Source organism: Microbacterium xanthum, assembly GCF_034531355.1.
GTDB lineage: Bacteria > Actinomycetota > Actinomycetes > Actinomycetales > Microbacteriaceae > Microbacterium > Microbacterium xanthum.
This window is the reverse complement of sequence record NZ_JAWHUE010000001.1, coordinates 663,338-681,111: the sequence shown is the minus strand read 5'-3', so window position 1 is coordinate 681,111 and position 17,774 is coordinate 663,338. Positions and strand designations below refer to the sequence as shown.

At 70.1% G+C, this 17,774-nt stretch carries 11 protein-coding genes; 6 read left to right on the top strand and 5 right to left on the bottom strand.

The window, feature by feature from the left end; all coding sequences use genetic code 11:
- The first annotated feature begins 66 nt into the window (after positions 1–66).
- From RZO50_RS03215 to RZO50_RS03195, 5 genes are all read left to right on the top strand, one after another.
- The gene (locus RZO50_RS03215; RefSeq protein WP_322598249.1) at positions 67–2,580 is read left to right on the top strand and encodes a DEAD/DEAH box helicase; all 2,514 of its coding nucleotides are present in this window, start codon (positions 67–69) and stop codon (positions 2,578–2,580) included.
- A gap of 311 nt (positions 2,581–2,891) precedes the next feature.
- Positions 2,892–4,766 (top strand): DNA helicase RecQ, encoded by a 1,875-nt coding sequence (gene recQ, locus RZO50_RS03210; protein ID WP_416211571.1) that lies wholly within the window; start codon positions 2,892–2,894, stop codon positions 4,764–4,766.
- Positions 4,767–4,951: 185 nt separating this feature from the next.
- Entirely contained in the window at positions 4,952–7,057 is a 2,106-nt protein-coding gene (locus RZO50_RS03205) for an acyl-CoA dehydrogenase family protein (RefSeq protein ID WP_322598247.1), read from the top strand.
- 127 nt (positions 7,058–7,184) lie between these two features.
- Positions 7,185–7,757: a DNA-3-methyladenine glycosylase I gene (locus tag RZO50_RS03200; protein ID WP_322598246.1), complete on the top strand. Its 573-nt coding sequence runs from the start codon at positions 7,185–7,187 to the stop codon at positions 7,755–7,757.
- A 61-nt stretch (positions 7,758–7,818) separates the two neighbouring features.
- Positions 7,819–10,173, top strand: coding sequence for an excinuclease ABC subunit UvrA (locus tag RZO50_RS03195; protein WP_322598245.1), 2,355 nt, complete (start codon positions 7,819–7,821; stop codon positions 10,171–10,173).
- A 6-nt stretch (positions 10,174–10,179) separates the two neighbouring features.
- Here the strand turns inward: RZO50_RS03195 and RZO50_RS03190 are convergent, their stop codons facing one another.
- Both RZO50_RS03190 and RZO50_RS03185 read right to left on the bottom strand, forming a co-directional pair.
- Positions 10,180–10,650 carry a recombinase family protein gene (locus RZO50_RS03190; RefSeq protein WP_322598736.1) on the bottom strand — a complete coding sequence of 157 codons (471 nt, stop codon included), beginning with the start codon at positions 10,648–10,650 and terminating at the stop codon, positions 10,180–10,182.
- A 102-nt stretch (positions 10,651–10,752) separates the two neighbouring features.
- Positions 10,753–12,471, bottom strand: coding sequence for a cation:proton antiporter (locus tag RZO50_RS03185; RefSeq protein WP_322598244.1), 1,719 nt, complete (start codon positions 12,469–12,471; stop codon positions 10,753–10,755).
- A 215-nt stretch (positions 12,472–12,686) separates the two neighbouring features.
- On the opposite strand from RZO50_RS03185, the gene pip reads away from it, so the two are divergent.
- Complete coding sequence (gene pip / locus RZO50_RS03180; RefSeq protein ID WP_322598243.1) at positions 12,687–13,664, top strand: prolyl aminopeptidase; 978 nt, start codon at positions 12,687–12,689, stop codon at positions 13,662–13,664.
- A gap of 8 nt (positions 13,665–13,672) precedes the next feature.
- On the opposite strand, the gene RZO50_RS03175 is transcribed toward pip, so the two are convergent.
- Genes RZO50_RS03175 through RZO50_RS03165 form a run of 3 tightly spaced genes read right to left on the bottom strand, consistent with a single transcriptional unit; the run spans position 13,673 to position 17,647 of the window.
- Positions 13,673–15,412: an aldehyde dehydrogenase family protein gene (locus RZO50_RS03175; RefSeq protein ID WP_322598242.1), complete on the bottom strand. Its 1,740-nt coding sequence runs from the start codon at positions 15,410–15,412 to the stop codon at positions 13,673–13,675.
- Positions 15,409–16,674, bottom strand: coding sequence for a kynureninase (locus RZO50_RS03170; RefSeq protein WP_322598241.1), 1,266 nt, complete (start codon positions 16,672–16,674; stop codon positions 15,409–15,411). The genes RZO50_RS03175 and RZO50_RS03170 overlap by 4 nt, the downstream gene beginning before the upstream one ends.
- On the bottom strand, positions 16,664–17,647 hold the full coding sequence (locus tag RZO50_RS03165) for an amidohydrolase family protein (RefSeq protein WP_322598240.1): 984 nt from the start codon (positions 17,645–17,647) through the stop codon (positions 16,664–16,666). The genes RZO50_RS03170 and RZO50_RS03165 overlap by 11 nt, the downstream gene beginning before the upstream one ends.
- Between the last annotated feature and the right edge of the window lie 127 nt (positions 17,648–17,774).

The following is a 17,774-nucleotide window of genomic DNA, read 5'->3' as shown; positions in this document are numbered from 1 at the left end:
GATTCCGCGAGGGGTTGCGTCGTCCCCGATCGTGCCGACCGGGGGGCGAGATGGAAGAGTGGGGGCATGTCGTCGCTTCTCGAGCTGGTCCCGGTCGGAGCCGACGAGGACACCGTCTACGACGGCTTCGTGACGTGGGCGGCGGCCAGGGGGATCGAGCTCTACCCGGCGCAAGAGGAAGCGGTCATCGAGTTGGCGGGCGGCTCCCACGTCGTCCTGTCCACACCCACGGGCACGGGCAAGTCGCTGGTCGCGATCGCCGCCCACGCCGCAGCGCTCGCGCGAGGCGGTGTGACGTTCTACACCGCGCCGATCAAAGCGCTCGTGAGCGAGAAGTTCTTCGCGCTCGTGGAGGTCTTCGGCGCCGAGAACGTCGGCATGGTGACGGGAGACTCGTCGGTGAACCCGGACGCGCCGATTATCTGCTGCACCGCGGAGATCCTCGCGAACCTCGCGCTGCGCGAGGGCGCCGACGCCGACATCGACCAGGTCGTGATGGACGAGTTCCACTACTACGGCGACCCGGATCGCGGATGGGCGTGGCAGATCCCGCTGCTGCTCCTGCCGCGCGCACAGTTCCTGCTGATGTCGGCCACGCTCGGCGACGTGACCGACATCGCCGAGGATCTCGAGCGCCGCACAGGCCGCCCGGTGGCGCGCGTGACCGGAGCGGTGAGACCCGTGCCGCTGCACTTCTCCTACGCGAGGGTGCCCGCGCACGAACTCGTCACGACGTTGCTCGACGAGCGCGAGGCCCCGATCTACATCGTGCACTTCTCCCAGGCCGCTGCCGTCGAGCGGGCACAGGCCCTGTCGAGCGTGAAGGTGGTCACCCGTGAGCAGCGGGACGCGATCGCCGACGCGATCGGCGGGTTCCGGTTCACGACCGGGTTCGGCAAGACGCTGTCGCGGTTGGTCCGTGCGGGTATCGGCGTGCACCACGCCGGGATGCTGCCGCGGTACCGGCGCCTCGTGGAAACCCTGGCCCAGCGCGGCCTGCTTCGGGTGATCTGCGGCACCGACACCCTCGGGGTGGGCATCAACGTTCCCATCCGCACGGTGGTGATCACGGCGCTGTCGAAGTTCGACGGCACGAAGATGCGGCAGCTCAGCGCCCGAGAGTTCCATCAGGTCGCCGGTCGCGCCGGACGGGCCGGGTACGACCCGTACGGAAACGTCGTCGTGATGGCCCCGGACTGGGAGATCGAGAACGAGGCCGCGCTGCGCAAGGCGGGAGACGATCCCGCCAAGCGCAAGAAGATCGTGCGGAAGAAGGCGCCGACCGGTGTCGTGAACTGGGGGGAGGGGTCGTTCCAGCGGCTCGTCGACGCCGAGCCCGAACCCCTCACGCCGCACCTGCAGCTCACCGCGGCGATGCTCATCAATGTCATCGGCCGGGGCGGAGACGTCTTCGGCAACGTCCGTTCGCTCGTGTTCGACAACCACGAGACGCGCGCGCGGCGATTCGCCCTGGCCCGCCGGGCGATCGCGATCTTCCGCACTCTGGTCGCGGCGGGCATCGTCCAGATCGACCGGGAGGAGCCGACGGACCCGCGCATCCGCCTTACGGTCGACCTGCAGCCGAACTTCGCGTTGAACCAGCCGCTGTCGCCGTTCGCGCTGGCCGCGATCGACATCCTCGACCCCGACGACGGACCGGGGGCGGCCGGATCGGGGCACTACGCCCTCGATGTGGTCAGCGTCATCGAGGCGACACTCGATGATCCGCGCGCGATCCTGTCGCAGCAGGAGTACAAGGCCCGAGGCGAAGCGGTCGGGGCCATGAAGGCCGAGGGGATCGAGTACGAGGAGCGCATGGAGCTCCTCGAGGAGGTCACCTACCCCAAACCCCTCGCCGACCTGCTCGGCGAGGCGTTCGAGACGTTCGCGTCGAGTCAGCCGTGGGTGCGCGACTTCGAGCTCGCGCCGAAGTCTGTCGTGCGCGACATGTTCGAGCGGGCGCTGTCGTTCGGGGAGTTCGTCTCGCTGTACCAGCTGGGTCGCAGCGAGGGGCTCGTGCTGCGCTACCTCAGCGACGCCTACCGGGCCATCACGCAGACCGTCCCCGCCGATGCCCGCACCGACGCGCTGCTGGATGTCATCGAGTGGCTGGGTGAACTCGTGAGGCAGGTCGACTCGAGCCTCGTGGACGAGTGGGAGGCGCTGGTGAACCCCACCGCGGACCCCGATGTACCCGTGGTGCCCCCGGCGCCGCCGTCGGTGCTGGACAACCGCCGCGCGTTCGTCGTGCTGGTGCGCAACGAACTGTTCCGCCGCGTGCAGCTGGCGGCTCTGCAACGCGACGACGACCTCGTCGAGCTCGATCCCGAGGTCGGCTGGCCCGACGTGCTCGATCGGTACTTCGCCGAGCACGACGAGCTGCTCACCGGTGGTTCGGCGCGCGCCCCCCGGCTCGTCGCAATCGACGAGCAGCCTGCCGAGGGGGTGTGGCGGGTCGAGCAGATCCTCGACGACCCCGCCGGGCACCACGACTGGCGCATCCGCGCCCACGTCGACCTCGCCGCCTCCGAGGAGGCCGGCTCGGCCGTGGTCGTCGTCGATGAGGTCGTGCGCCTCTAGCCGCGCGCCCCGCCTGATCGCGCCGCCCCCCGTGGCGCCGTCGCGGTGTCGGGCCGGTTCATCTGTCACGGGATGCCGGAATGCGCGCCCATTGCGACATCCGGTGACAGGTGAACGCCCCGGGCGCGGGGGTGCGGGGGAGCTCGCGGGCGGAGATCTGCGGGCTGTCCACAGGCGCGGCACGCGTCGGGGGCCGCGACTACCCTGGTCGGGTGAGTGATCCGCAGGCCGACCCGTACGCCGACTGGGATCCCGACGACCTCGCGCCGCCTCCCGACGACGAGTTCGCCCCGCCGCCGGAGGACGAGTGGATGCCGCCGGCTGAGCCCGCCGCCACGGTCGCGTCCTCCGCGCACCGCGACTTCACCGGCGCCGACCCCGCGGCGGTCCTCCACGAGGTCTACGGCTACGACGCGTTCCGCGGCGAGCAGGCCGACATCGTCGCGCACGTGATCGGCGGTGGCGACGCGGTCGTTCTGATGCCCACCGGTGGCGGCAAGAGCGTCTGCTACCAGGTGCCGGCGCTCGTGCGGCCGGGTACGGGCCTGGTGGTGTCTCCGCTCATCGCCCTCATGCACGACCAGGTGGATGCCCTCGTCGCCAACGGTGTGGCCGCGGCGTATCTCAACTCGACCCAGACGCCGGCCGAGCGGGCCGCGGTCGAACAGGCGTATGTGCGCGGCGAGCTCGATCTGCTCTACATCGCCCCCGAGCGCCTGTCGATGGCTCAGACGGGCGCGTTCCTCCAGCGTGGACGGCTCAGCGTGATCGCGATCGACGAGGCACACTGCGTCAGCCAATGGGGCCACGATTTCCGTCCCGACTACCTTGCCCTCGGCGACCTCGACGAGCGCTTCCCCGGAGTGCCTCGCATCGCCCTGACGGCCACCGCGACACGGGCGACCCATCGGGAGCTGACCGAGCGTCTCCACCTGCCGGAGGCCCGCCACTTCGTGGCCAGCTTCGACCGGCCGAACATCCAGTACCGCATCGAGCCCAAGGTCGATCCGCGGCGCCAGCTCGTGTCGTTCATCCGTGCGCAGCCGGAGGGCGCCGCGGGCATCGTCTACGCGCTCAGCCGCAAGTCCGTCGAACAGACCGCCGCATACCTCGCCGGTCAGGGAATCGACGCGCTGCCGTACCACGCCGGCCTCGATGCGTCCGTGCGGGGTGCGAACCAGTCGCGGTTCCTGCGGGAGGACGGCGTCGTGATGGTCGCCACGATCGCCTTCGGGATGGGGATCGACAAGCCGGATGTGCGGTTCGTCGCCCATATCGACCTGCCGAAGTCGGTGGAGGGCTACTACCAGGAGACCGGTCGCGCCGGTCGCGACGGCGACCCCGCTGTCGTGTGGATGGCGTACGGGCTCGGCGACGTCGTGCAGCAGCGCCGCATGATCGACCAGTCGCCCGGCGACCGCACCTACAAGATGCGGCTCGGTCAGCATCTCGACGCGATGCTGGCGCTGTGCGAGACGGTCGCCTGCCGACGGCAGAACCTCCTCGGTTACTTCGGGCAGGAGTCCGACCCCTGCGGCAACTGCGACACCTGCCTGACCCCGCCGGACACGTGGGACGGCCTGGTCGCATCGCAGAAGTTCCTCTCCACCGTGGTGCGACTGCAGCGCGAACGCGGTCAGTCCTTCGGCGCCGGTCACCTCATCGACATCCTGCGGGGGGCATCCACCGACCGCATCCGACAGCAGGGTCACGACCGGTTGGCGACCTACGGCATCGGCGCGGACCTCAGCGACCAGGACTGGCGCAGCGTCGTCCGTCAGCTCCTGGCCCGCGGCATCCTCGTCGCGCGGGGGGAGTACGGCACCCTCGCTCTCGGCGACCCGGCCACGGGGGTGCTGCGGGGAGAGACGCCGGTGCCGTTGCGGCGGGACGTGCTGGGGCGCGGCGGCTCGGGTGGCGGTTCGCGGTCGCGGAAGTCCGCGGCAGCCGACACGCTCGCCGACGGTGACCGCGGACTGTTCGAAGCCCTGCGGTCCTGGCGCGCGGGCGTCGCGCGAGAGATCGGCAAACCGGCGTACGTCGTCTTCACCGATGCGACCCTCCGGGCCCTCGCCGAGCACCGCCCCGGCAGCATGGCCGATCTCGATGGGATCACCGGGATCGGGGCCGCGAAACGCGAGGCCTACGGAGAAGCGGTGCTGGAGGTCGTCGCGGCGGAGGGATAGCTCGCGACCGGCCGGAGGCGGGTGCCGCGCGGCTGTGGAGCGGGCACAATCCACCCGGGCGGAGCAAGCGGGGTGCTTTGTGGCGAAGGCGCAAGAGGTTTGCCGCATGGTTGTGGGACACCTACTGTCGAGAGAGTTCGCATCTCACACGCGGACCCATCCCTCCGACGCCGAAAGGTGATGACATGGCAGACGTTGCCGTCCGTTCGTCCACGCCCTCCGCTGACAAGCGCACACCCGAGGGCGGCGCGCCCACCGCGCCCCACACGGCCGCCGAAGCACACGAGGCGCGCATCGATCGGGATGCCGTGACCGCCGCGCTCCTGGGGACCTGGCGTGAGACGCGGCTCGAGGCCCGTGAGCTGATCAAGGACCCGATCTTCTGGCAGCAGCCGGGCCAGCCGGTGGCCGAGCACCGAGCGCGCGTGCTCGAGCAGCTGCACCTGCTCGTCGACAACAACGGTTCGCGGCGCGCCTTCCCGGCCGAGTACGGCGGCCTCGACGACAACGGCGCGAACCTCGCGGGATTCGAGGAACTCGTCCTCGCCGACCCGAGCCTGCAGATCAAGTCGGGTGTGCAGTGGGGGCTCTTCGGATCCGCCGTGTACCAGCTGGGCACCAAGAAGCACCACGACAAGTGGCTGCGCGACATCATCACCCTCGACCTCCCCGGCGCGTTCGCGATGACCGAGACGGGGCACGGATCCGATGTCGCCGCGATCGGCACCACCGCCACGTACGACCCCGAGACGGAGGAGTTCGTGCTGCACACCCCGTTCCGGGGGGCATGGAAGGACTACCTCGGCAACGCGGCGTTGCACGGCAAGGCCGCGACCGTGTTCGCCCAGCTCATCACGGGCGGGGTCAACTACGGCGTGCACTGCTTCTTCGTGCCGCTGCGCGACGACGACGGCGCCTTCCTCCCGGGTATCGGCGGCGAGGATGACGGTGTCAAGGGGGGCCTGAACGGCATCGACAACGGTCGGCTGCACTTCGACCACGTGCGCGTTCCCCGCGAGAACCTCCTCAACCGCTACGGCGACGTCGCGGCCGACGGGACGTACACCTCCGAGATCGACAGCCCCGGACGCCGGTTCTTCACGATGCTCGGCGCCCTCGTGCAGGGCCGGGTGTCGCTGGACGGGGCCGCCACCACCGCCACGGCACTCGCGCTCGACATCGCGATCACCTACGCCAACCAGCGCCGCCAGTTCGATTCCGGCGCCGGCACCGACGAGGTCGTGCTGCTCGACTACGCCAAGCATCAGCGCCGACTCCTCCCGCGCCTGGCACAGGTCTACGCGCAGTTCTTCTCGCACGACGAGCTTCTGAAGAAGTTCGACGGCGTCTTCTCCGGCCGCACCGACACGCCCGATGAGCGGGAGGACCTGGAGACCCTTGCGGCGGCGCTGAAGCCGCTGTCGACGTGGAACGCGCTGGACACCATCCAGGAATGCCGCGAGGCGTGCGGCGGTCAGGGCTTCCTCGCCGAGAACCGCATGGTGAACCTGCATCAGGACCTCGACGTGTACGTCACCTTCGAGGGTGACAACAACGTACTCCTCCAGCTGGTCGGCAAGCGTCTGCTCGGGGACTTCGCCAAGCAGTTCAAGGGAGCGGATGCCGCGACCCTCGCACGCTTCGCCGTCGGACAGACCGCGGGCAAGGTCTTCCACGGCGCCGGGCTCCGCCAGCTCGGGCAGGCCGTCACCGACCTCGGCTCGACCGCCCGGTCGGTCGAGCTCGGGCTGCGCGGCGATCACCAGCACGAGCTGCTGGCCGACCGCGTGCAGCAGATGGTCTCCGACATCGCCGGACGCCTGCGCCCCGCATCCAAGCTTCCCGCCGACGAAGCCGCCGCGCTGTTCAACGAGAACCAGGCGCAGCTGATCGAGGCGGCACGCGCTCACGGGGAGCTGCTGCAGTGGGAGGCCTTCACCGACGCGGTGAACAAGACCACCGATGGGGGCACCAAGCAGGTGCTCACGTGGCTGCGCGACCTGTTCGGGCTGTCGCTGCTGGAGCGCCACCTCGCGTGGTATCTCATCAACGGTCGACTGTCGACGCAGCGCGCCGGAGCGGTCTCGCGGTACATCGACCGGCTCTCCGCGCGCCTGCGCCCGCACGCCCAGGACCTCGTGGACGCGTTCGGATTCGCCCCCGAGCACGTCCGCGCACCCATCGCGTCGGGCGCCGAGCAGGAACGCCAGGACGAGGCCGCCGCGTACTTCGCCGCGCAGCGCGAGTCCGGCGAGGCCCCCGTCTCCGAGAAGTCCCTCCAGAAGAAGTAACATCCCACCGCCGAGACCACCTCGTCGCGCCGAACCCACCCCTTCCCGGCGCCGCAAGGGCATGGTCTCGGCGGAGAGGGGTGGTTTCGGCGGGGATGTCGTCGCATCCCCGGGGGATACTGGGGGCGTGGGGGAGAGTCTGCGTACCGGCGAGGACGGTGTCGCCCGGTGCGGCTGGGTCGGTGACGACGCGGAGTACCGGCGCTACCACGACGAGGAGTGGGGTCGGCCGCTCCACGGCGACCGGGCCCTGTTCGAGAAGCTGAGTCTCGAGGGATTCCAGGCCGGCCTGTCGTGGCTGACGATCCTGCGAAAGCGTCCCCGCTTTCGCGAGGTCTTCGCCGGCTTCGACCCCGCCGTGGTCGCGGCGTTCGGCGGCGACGATGTCGAACGCCTCCTCGGCGACACCGGCATCATCCGCAATCGCGCGAAGATCCTCGCCACCATCTCCAACGCCGCGATCGTGCGCGACATGCATCGAGGCGAGCTGGATGCGCTGATGTGGTCGTTCGCCCCGGCTCCCTCGCCGCGCCCGCGCGCGTTCGACGAGGTGCCGGCGACCACGCCCGCGTCCGAGGCGCTGAGCCGGGAGCTGCGCCGACGCGGCTTCCGTTTCGTCGGCCCGACGACGATGTATGCGCTGATGCAGTCGGCGGGCATGGTCGATGACCACATCGAAGGGTGTTTCCTCGCGGTGTGATCGACCCTGCCGGCGACGGGCGCGATGGGTCACACTGAACAGTGACCGTGGAGGAGCCCGCATGACCGAGTCCGACGTGCACATCGCCGACACCCATGACGTGATCCGCGTCGTCGGCGCCCGGGAGAACAACCTCAAAGGCGTTTCGGTGGAGATCCCGAAGCGGCGCCTGAGCGTGTTCACCGGGGTGAGCGGGTCGGGCAAGTCATCGCTCGTGTTCGCCACGATCGCGAACGAGTCGCAGCGCCTCATCAACGAGACCTATCCGACCTTCGTGCAGCAGTTCATGGGGCAGCTGAACCGCCCCGAGGTCGACGCGCTCGAGAACGTCAGCCCGGCGATCATCGTCGACCAGGAGCGCATGGGAGCCAACTCCCGCTCCACCGTCGGGACGGCCACGGACGTCCACGCCATGCTGCGTCTGCTCTTCAGCCGCATCGGATCACCGCATGTCGGTTCGCCGCAGGCGTTCTCCTTCAACGTCCCCTCGGTCTCCGGGGCGGGCGCGGTCACCATTCAGGTCGGCACGGAAAAGGGGAAGAAGGAGCGTCGGTCGTTCGAGATCACCGGTGGCATGTGCCCGACGTGCGAGGGACTCGGCGAGGTGAGCGACATCGCCCTCGACGCGCTGTTCGACGCGGACAAGTCCCTCCGGGACGGCGCCATCACCGTTCCCGGGTACACCGCCGACGGGTGGATGGTGAAGGCATTCATCGAGTCGGGATTCGTCGACCCGGCCAAGCCGATCCGCGACTACACCGACACCGAGCGGCACGATTTCCTCTACAAGGAGCCGACCAAGGTGAAGGTCGGCGGGATCAACCTCACCTACGAGGGGTTGGTGCCGAAGATCACCAAGTCGATGCTGCAGAAGGATCGGGATGCCCTGCAGCCGCACGTGCGGGCGTTCGTGGAGCGGGCGGTCGCCTTCGCCCCGTGCCCGGCGTGCGAGGGGACCCGACTGAACGACGGCGCGCGGTCCTCACGCATCGGCGGTGTGAACATCGCGGATGTCGCCGCGATGCAGATCACCGACCTCGCGGAGTGGTTGCGCACGATCGAGGACCCCTCGGTGGCGCCGCTGCTTGCGGGACTCCGCCAGACCGTCGATTCCTTCGTCGACATCGGCCTGGGCTACCTCTCCCTGGATCGGTCCTCCGGGACCCTCTCGGGCGGCGAAGCCCAGCGGACGAAGATGATCCGCCACCTCGGTTCGTCCCTCACCGACATCACCTATGTCTTCGACGAACCCACGGCGGGACTGCACCCGCACGACATCGAACGCACGAACCGCCTGCTGCGGCGGTTGCGTGACAAGGGCAACACGGTGCTCGTGGTCGAGCACAAGCCCGAGGTCATCCAGATCGCCGACCACGTCGTGGACCTCGGCCCCGGGGCAGGCCGTGCGGGCGGGGAGGTGCAGTACACCGGCGACGTCGCGGGCCTCCGTGCCTCGGGCACGTTGACCGGGCGCCACCTGGATCACCGTGCGACGCTGAGGAAGGCCCCGAGACCGGCGACCGGCGCGCTCGAGATCCGCGGTGCCGCGCAGCACAACCTGCGCGGTGTCGACGTCGACATCCCGCTCGGGGTGCTCACCGTCGTGACCGGGGTGGCCGGTTCCGGCAAATCCTCGTTGATCCACGGGAACCTCCCCGCGTTCGACGACGTCGTCGTCGTCGATCAATCGCCGATCAAGGGATCGCGCCGCAGCAGCCCCGCGACCTACACCGGCATCCTCGACGCCATCCGCTCGGCGTTCGCCAAGGCCAACGGGGTCAAGCCGTCGCTGTTCAGCGCCAACTCCGCCGGTGGGTGCATCGCGTGCAAGGGCCTCGGCGTCATCATCACCGACCTCGGATTCACGCAGAGTGTCGAGACCCGATGCGAACTGTGCGATGGCAGCGGGTTCGGCGACGAGGTACTGCAGTACACCCTCGACGGTCGCAACATCCACGAGGTGCTGTCGATGTCGGCGGCCGAGGCGGCGGCGTTCTTCACGAAGGGGACCGCGCACGCCACGCTCGCGCGCATGATCGACGTCGGACTCGGCTACATCACCCTCGGGCAGGCGCTGAACACCCTCTCGGGCGGCGAGCGTCAGCGGTTGAAGCTGGCGATCTCGATGGCGAAGAAGGGGGCCGTCTACGTGCTCGATGAGCCGACGACGGGACTTCATCTCGCCGACGTGGACACCTTGCTGGCTCTCCTGGACCGCCTCGTCGACGGCGGTGACACCGTCGTGGTGATCGAACACCATCAAGCGGTCATGGCGCACGCCGACTGGATCATCGACCTGGGCCCGGGTGCAGGGCACGACGGAGGCCGCATCGTCTTCGAGGGGACGCCGGCTGATCTCGTGACCTCGGCCGACACTCTCACCGCGCAGCACCTGCGTGCATACGTGGGCTCGTAGAACCGGTCAGCGGCCCGGCGCGAACAGATGCCGGCCGCCGTGGCTGAGCACCTTCACGACCACGCCGCGGCGGCGGAGCTCCGCGACCGTCCGGGTCTCCTCATCGATGTCGCGCCCCAGAGCGTGGACGTTCGCCACGACCAGGACGTCGCCGCGCGTGAGGGTGCCGAACAGCCGCACCAGTCGTTGCTCCCAGGACTCGAGGGTCTCGGGCGCCGGGTGGCGGAACCCCTCGATCGGCACACCGAAACGGGTCAGTTCGTCGCGCTGCTGAACCACCGAGGGCATGTCGTCGCGGGAGATCACCAGACCGACCAGCTTCGAACCCATCGGCCGGGCCTGCCACCAGTCCCGATCGTGCTGCAGCTCGGTGAAGCACTTCGGGCACTCCGCGGCGGTGTGCGGAAGGTGGAGGGGGGCGGTTTCGGGCTCCGGGCCGGTTGCATCGCCGCCCACGGTGTGCGACAGACCGGTCATCGGTGCGTCGGCGATCTCGCTCATGCCCTGCTCCCTCACGCCTTCGCGGAGTGCGCGGCGTCCACCGACATTCTCTCCGAAAACGGAGGCGAATGCGCGCCCTCAGTTCTCCTCGTCGTCGAGTCGAAGCTCGAGGCCCAACTGATCGGCATCGAGTTGTGCGAGGGCGTGGCGCAACGCCGCGGTGCTGAATCGTCCGGAACGTGACACCTCTTCGAGGCGGTCCCGCATGACGCGGATGAGGGCGAGCCGGAGCTCGAGTCGGTCGACCACCCGCGCCCCTCCGTCGTCGGGGGGCTCGGTCAGTCGCGGGCCGACGTCGGTGAGGAACGCGTCATCGAAAGGGGAGCCGTCGCGCCGGGACACGCGTGCGTCGGCGACCGCCCCGGAGGCGGCCTCGCGCAGCTCGTCGTCGAGGGCGTCCTGCTCGGATCCGATCACCTGTTCGGGAACCCGGGGCATTCGGAGCAGCCTCACGACGCCCGGCAGGGTGAGGCCCTGCAGCATGAGACTGCCGACGGCCACGAGGAAGGCGACGAAGACCACGAGGGATCGCTCGTCGGTCTCGCGGGGAAGGGTCTGCGCCGCCGCGAGCGTGACGACGCCGCGCATCCCGGCCCAGACGATCACGGCGCCGTGCTTGCCGCCGAGCGGCGACGCGGAGTAGTAGTCGAGGTCGGCGTAGGCGCGGCTGAGTCTCGCGCGGATTCGCCCCAGGCGGCGCGTGCGGTGCGGGGCGGTGACGCTCGGGGCGCCGCGCTCCGGGGGGTGGATGAGGTCGATGCGGGCGGTGATCGCGTCGAGCCGTTCGCGTTGCAGGCGCCGGGCGCGGGTGCTCTGGAAGGCGATGAGGAGGCCGACGTACACGGCCCGCACCGCCAGGACGATCACGAGCGCGGCCGCCGCCAGCGCGGCCGCGTGGCCGAGACCGTCGCCGGCGTTGTCGAGGAGCAGATCCTTCAGCTCCAGCCCCATCAGGAGGAAGACCGCTCCCTCGAGCATCAGCTCGACGGTGCGCCAGTTCAGCTCATCGGACAACCGCTGCTCCGGTGTGAAGTGACGCGCGGCGCCCTGGCCGGTCACGATTCCCGCCACGACCGCCGCGACCAGTCCCGAGCCGCCGAGCTGTTCGGTGGGCAGGTAGGCGAGGAAGGGCACCGTGAATCCGACGGCTGTGTTCGCCGCCGAGTGCGAGATGAAGGAGCGCACGCGCAGATTGATCCACCCGATGAGGGCGCCCACCGCCATGGCGACGACGACGCCCCATCCGAAGGACAGGAAGAACTCGCCGACGTGGAACGAGCCGATGCCGGCGGCGGCGATCGCGGTGCGCAGCAGGACGAGCGAGGTGGCGTCGTTGAGCATGCTCTCGCCCTCGAGGAGGGTCACCACTCGACGCGAGATCCCCAGGCGCTTGGCGATCGAGGTCGCGACCGCGTCCGTGGGGCTGAGGATCGCCCCGAGCGCCAGGGCGAGGGGGAAACCGAGGCCGGGGATGGCCCACAGGAAGAACACGGCCAGGACGAGTGAGCTGACGAGGACCAGGAGGACGGAGAGACCGGCGATCGGGCGCAGATCGCGTCGGAATTCGATCGCCGGGAGGGAGACGGCTGCCGAGTACAGCAGCGGAGGGAGCACCCCGACCAGGATGATCTCCGGGTCGACCTCGATGGGGGGCACGAACGGCAGCAGGCTCACACCGAGTCCCACGGCCACGAGCAGAAGCGGACCCGCGATGCGCACCTTCGGGGCCACCGTCGTGGCCGCGGCGATCACGACGATCGCCCCCACCGCGATCACGAGGGCCTCGACACCGCTCATCGGCGCCACCGCCGCCGCCCGCCCGTCGTGCCCGTCACGCCCATGCTGGGAGCCTATTCGTCCCGCCGAGAGCCCGCCGCACCGCAGGAATGCGCGGTTCACGCCACCTCAGGCGCTACCTTGTCGGCATGGCGTTCGACAAAAGCCCCGGTCGTCGGGGCGAAGAGGGACCTGCGGGAGGCGCTGTCGCCCTCGCAGAGAGCAGGGAGTCGACCGTGAGCGGACCGCTCGATGACATCCTCTATCCCGAGATCGAGCCCTATATGACCGGCGAGCTGATCGCCGGCGAGGGCAATCGTCTCCACTACGAGCAGAGCGGAAACCCCGCGGGTAAGCCCGTCGTCTTCCTGCACGGCGGTCCGGGGTCCGGTACCGCGGCGTGGCATCGCCGCTTCTTCGACCCCGAGCAGTACCGCATCATCCTGCTCGATCAGCGCGGCTGCGGCCGCTCCACGCCGCACGCCGCCGATATCGAGGGCGAGCTGCGGCACAACACGACCTGGCACCTGGTCGCCGACCTCGAGCTGCTGCGACGGAACCTCGCGATCGAGAAGTGGATGGTCTTCGGCGGCTCTTGGGGAAGCGCCTTGGCGCTCGCCTACGCCGAGACCCACCCCTCGTCGGTGTCGGAGCTCGTCCTCCGCGGCATCTTCACCCTGCGCGCCCACGAGCTCGAGTGGTTCTACGAGGGCGGTGCGTCGGCGATCTTCCCCGACAGGTGGGAACACTTCCTCGGCCCCATTCCGGTGCTCGAACGCGGTCGGATGATCGAGGCGTACCACCGGCGCCTGATCGACCCCGACCCGGCCGTGCACGTGCCGGCGGCCGTGGCCTGGACGCGGTGGGAAGCATCCACGCTCACGCTGCGGCCCGATGACGGCCTCGTGGAGGCGATGACGGATCCGCGCGCGGCGACGGCGTTCGCGCGGATCGAGAATCACTACTTCCTGCACCGCGGCTTCTTCGATGAGGGGCAGCTGATCGCGAACGTCGGCGCGATCCGGGACATCCCCGCCGTGATCGTGCAGGGGCGCTACGACGTGTGCACGCCGCCGATGACGGCGTGGGACCTGCATCGCGCGTGGCCCGAAGCGGAGCTGGTGATGGTTCCGGACGCGGGGCATGCCGCCTCGGAGCCCGGGATCGCCCGCGCACTGCGCGTCGCGACGGATCGTTTCGTCGCGACGCGCTGACCCGCTCGTCAGGCGCGGAACGCGTTCAGCATCGTCGGGATCAGACGCAGGATGCCGCCCCCGGCGCGAAAGCGGGTCAGGCCGGCGCTCACCGTCGCGCCGGTGCGCGCGGTGACGAACCACGGCGGCTTGGGCAGCAGCGAGAAGGCGCCGCGAGATCGCGGCCGCAGGGCTGACAGCGACCGAGGGAACGGGCGGAACGGCCCGCGCACGACCGCTCGGTCGATGCGTGCGAGGAGGAAGGCGTTGTGCACGACGCCGAGGCCGCTCGGCGCGTGCTCCAGCGTGCCGCCCGGATACGCGCCCCAGGGGAGGGCGGGGGTGAGGAACCCGACGGCAGTCCAGGTGTTGACGGCGATGGTGCCGTAGTGGAGGCGCTCCAGCGCGCGCTCGAAGTCGTCGCCGAGCCTGGTCTGCTCGACCGGATCGATGAGGATGTTCGCGCCGAGGGTTCCGGTGAGTCGCTCGTTCGCGTAGGCGATCGCGGCGTCGAGGAAGACCTGCCCGACACCGGGGAGCGCGGTCACACCGAGCACCGGGGCGAACTGCTCCTGGATCTCCATCGCGTCGTCGGCGCCGCACGCGAACTCCACCACGCCGCGTCGACCGCCGTCGCTCCAGGTCGCATCCGGCCGGGAGTCGCGTAGCGTCGCGAGCCGCTCCTCGGAGCGCGGGTACCAGACCTTGCGTGACGGCGTCCCGGCCATTGCGCGGCGCACGTGGTCGAGGAACGCCTCTCGCTGCGGCCAGTCCTCGCTGAGCACGAGGACCTGCGCGGCGACGCAGTTGTGACCGGCGTTCTGCAGACGCATGGTGGCCACGTACTCGGCCTGATAGGCGAGGTCGGCCTCGGACCACTCGCCGGGGACGACGATGATCGGCGACACTCCGCCGAGTTCGGCGGTGATGGGCGTCTGCAGCAGCGGATTCCCGTCAGCCCGCCGCGCCGCCGCGTCGTCCCCGACACCCCAGACGATCGCGTCGAAGGTGTCCACCGAGCCCGTGATGTGCACATGGTCCACCGACTCATGTCGCGTGAGGTAGGCGCCGATCTCGCCGCCGCCGCGCACGATCCGCAGCAGGCCGAGCTCGATCAGCGGAGCGAGGGCCTGCTCGAACACGGGCACGAGTGCATCCTGCGTCGGGTTGACCTTGAGGAGGCACACGCGATTGAACGCGAACAGCTCGTAGAGCACGTCTGCGACGGGGATCGAGGTCACGTTGCCGGCGCCGAGCACGAGACCGACGCCGCCCGAGACGCCGGGGGTCCGTTGCCCCAACCCCGCAGCCGCCCGGGCCCGCGCCGGGGTGACGTCCCCGTCGAACCAGACCTCTCCGGTGAATCCGGAGACGATGATCCGGTCGGAGAGGTCGCCCGGGAAGACTCTTGCGCGCAGACGTCCGCTGGGCGTCTGGTCGAGCGGTACGCCATCGAGGGGGTTGCCGCCGGCGGCGAGTGTGCGAACCGTGCGGGCCAGCCACTCGGTCGACACGAGCGTCATGTAGGGGCCGGTGAACCACTCTTCGCCGCGGAGGGGATGATCTGGCCCCAGACCTTTCGACGTGGCTGCCGCGTCGGCCCACTCGTCCATCACGGCCGCCGTGCTCGCGTGGATCCGCTCGAGCAGCGTGGCCCGCTGCTCGAGCGACAGCCGGGTCCAGAGTGTCGCCCCGCGTCGAAGCGCCGCGATCTCGGCGTCGAGCGCCTCGCGGGAGTCGGCGGCCAGGTCGGGCAAGGCAGTGGTCACGAGGATCCTTCCGAGGGCAGGCGGTCGGGTGAGAGGCGCGCGAGTGCGTCGCGGACGGCGAGGAGTCCGCGCAGCGTCTCGGCGAACGACGTCGACAGGGGTGCCAGTCCGATCCGGAGCCCGCCGGGGTCACGGTAATCGGGGATCACATCCTGCTTCCAGAGCGCGGCGTTCACCTCGCGCATGAGCGGGTGTCGGAAGGTGACATGTCCGCCTCGATTCGCGGGGTCGGCAGGCGAGGCGAGGCGCACGCCGAGCGGGGCGAGCTCTTCTTCGAAGACCTCGATCGCGAAGGTCGTGAGCTCGACGGACTTCTCCCGGACGGCGGGCATGCCCACGTCGTGGAGAAGCGCGAGCGAGTCCTGCATCGCGAGCATCCCGAGCACCGGAGGCGTTCCGGAGAGGAACCGGCGCATCCCGGCGGCGGGCCGGAAGTCGGGAGCCATCGCGAAGACGTCGGCGGCGCCCATCCATCCTCGAAGGGGCGGGGTGAGGGCCGCCTGGTGGCGGTGGGCGACATACGCGAAGGCCGGGGAGCCGGGACCGCCGCCGAGGTACTTGTAGGTGCACCCGACGGCCATGTCGAGCGCCCACGCGTCCGCGTGGATCGGGACGGACCCCACGGAATGGGAGAGATCCCACACCGTGAAGGCGCCCGCCGCGTGGGCGAGCTCGGTGATCGCTTCCGCGTCCACGAGGTGCCCTGAGTTGTAGGCGACATGGCTGACCACCACGACCGCCGTCTCGGGGCCGACGGCCGCGGCCAGGCGTTCCGTCGTGACCCCGGTGTCATCGTCCACCTCGACCCAGCGGACGCGCCCGCCGCGCTCGGCGGCGATGCCTTCGACGACGTAGCGGTCGGTGGGGAACTCGTTGCGGCCGATGACGATCTCGGCCCGTGTCGGGTCGCGGGTGATCTGCGCGTCGAAGGCGGCGCGGACCAGCTTGTACAACAGCACCGTGGTGGAGTCGGCGACGACCGTCTGACCGGGCGCCGCATCGAGCGCGACACGTCCGATGTCGTCGCCGATCGCGAAGGGAAGGTCCATCCACGATTCGTCCCAGCCGCGGATCAGACGGCCGCCCCACTCGTCGCGGGCGAAGCGTTCGAGCCGGCCGACGGTCGCCTTGAGGGGGCGCCCCAGGGAATTGCCGTCGAAATAGACCAGGGGAGAATCGGCGCCGACGAACAACGTGCGGCGGGAGCGCAGGGGATCGGCTGCGTCGAGGGCTTCGGCGGTGGCGTGGAGGTCAGGGTTCATCGCGGGTGACCTCCTCCCGGGGGACGGTCGAGGCGGTCGCAAACCACGCGCCGAGCTCCCGATCGTCTGCGGGTGGCCGCCCCGGGACGAACGTGCAGACGCCGGGGACCGGATCCTGGAACGGCCACGGATCGGACAGCGCGGTCACGATCGCCGCCGCGTCCAGCCCCGCCGCCACCAGGCCCGACACCTCCCGGGGGTGGATGCCGGCCGGCAGATCGCCGTTCCCGAGGTCGGTGCCGTAGAGGACCCGGCCGCCGGTGGTGTGGAATGCGGCGAGATTCTCGCGCGCCGTCCGCGCGCGCTGCGCGTCATCGCGGTGGATGTCCAGGGTCGAGATCCATATCTGTCCCCCCGCGACCGCCCGGTCGATCGCACCGAGAGAGACCGTTTCGGTGAACGGCGCGTGGGCAAGAGCATCGACACCGGCCTGGAGGGCCGCGTCGAACATTCCCGCCCCCTGGACGTGGGCGACCACCGGGACGCCGCGGTCATGGGCGTGCGCGACGATCGCCGCGACGAGATCCGGTGTGAGCACGGGCCCCGCGTCGGCGTTGAGGGCGACCTTGATCACGCGGGCTCCGCAGTCGATCTGCTCGTCGACCGCGGTGCCGGCGCCGCCGGGTACCCCGGGATGGCGGGATGGGTTGGTCACCGTCCGGATCACCGCCTCGGATGCCCACGCGCGGCCTGCGGGGTACCCCCGGAGCGCCGTGAGGAAGGCTCCGGCGTAGCCGGGTCGCGGCACGGCGTGCTCCGCGCGGCGGGCGAGAGCGAAGGGATCGCCCCCGAGATCGAGGATCCCCGCCACGCCGCGCGCGGCGAGGGCGTGCTCATCGAAGAGGTGCAGATGCACGTGGTGGTCGGTGAAGGCCGGAAGCACCACGCCGCGCTCGCCCGTCAGGGCGAGGTGTCCGACATCCGCCTGTCGGCCGAAACGTCGCGAGACGACCGCCGGGTCGAGGTTCGTCATGACCGTCTCCCTTCGGCTTCAGGCTACGCCTCGCCGCCGGGGCCGGGTCGATCGGTGGAGTAGTCAAGAAGTAACTAGTGTTTGCCTAATACATTCAATATTGACTAGTCTGATGCCGAAGCCATCA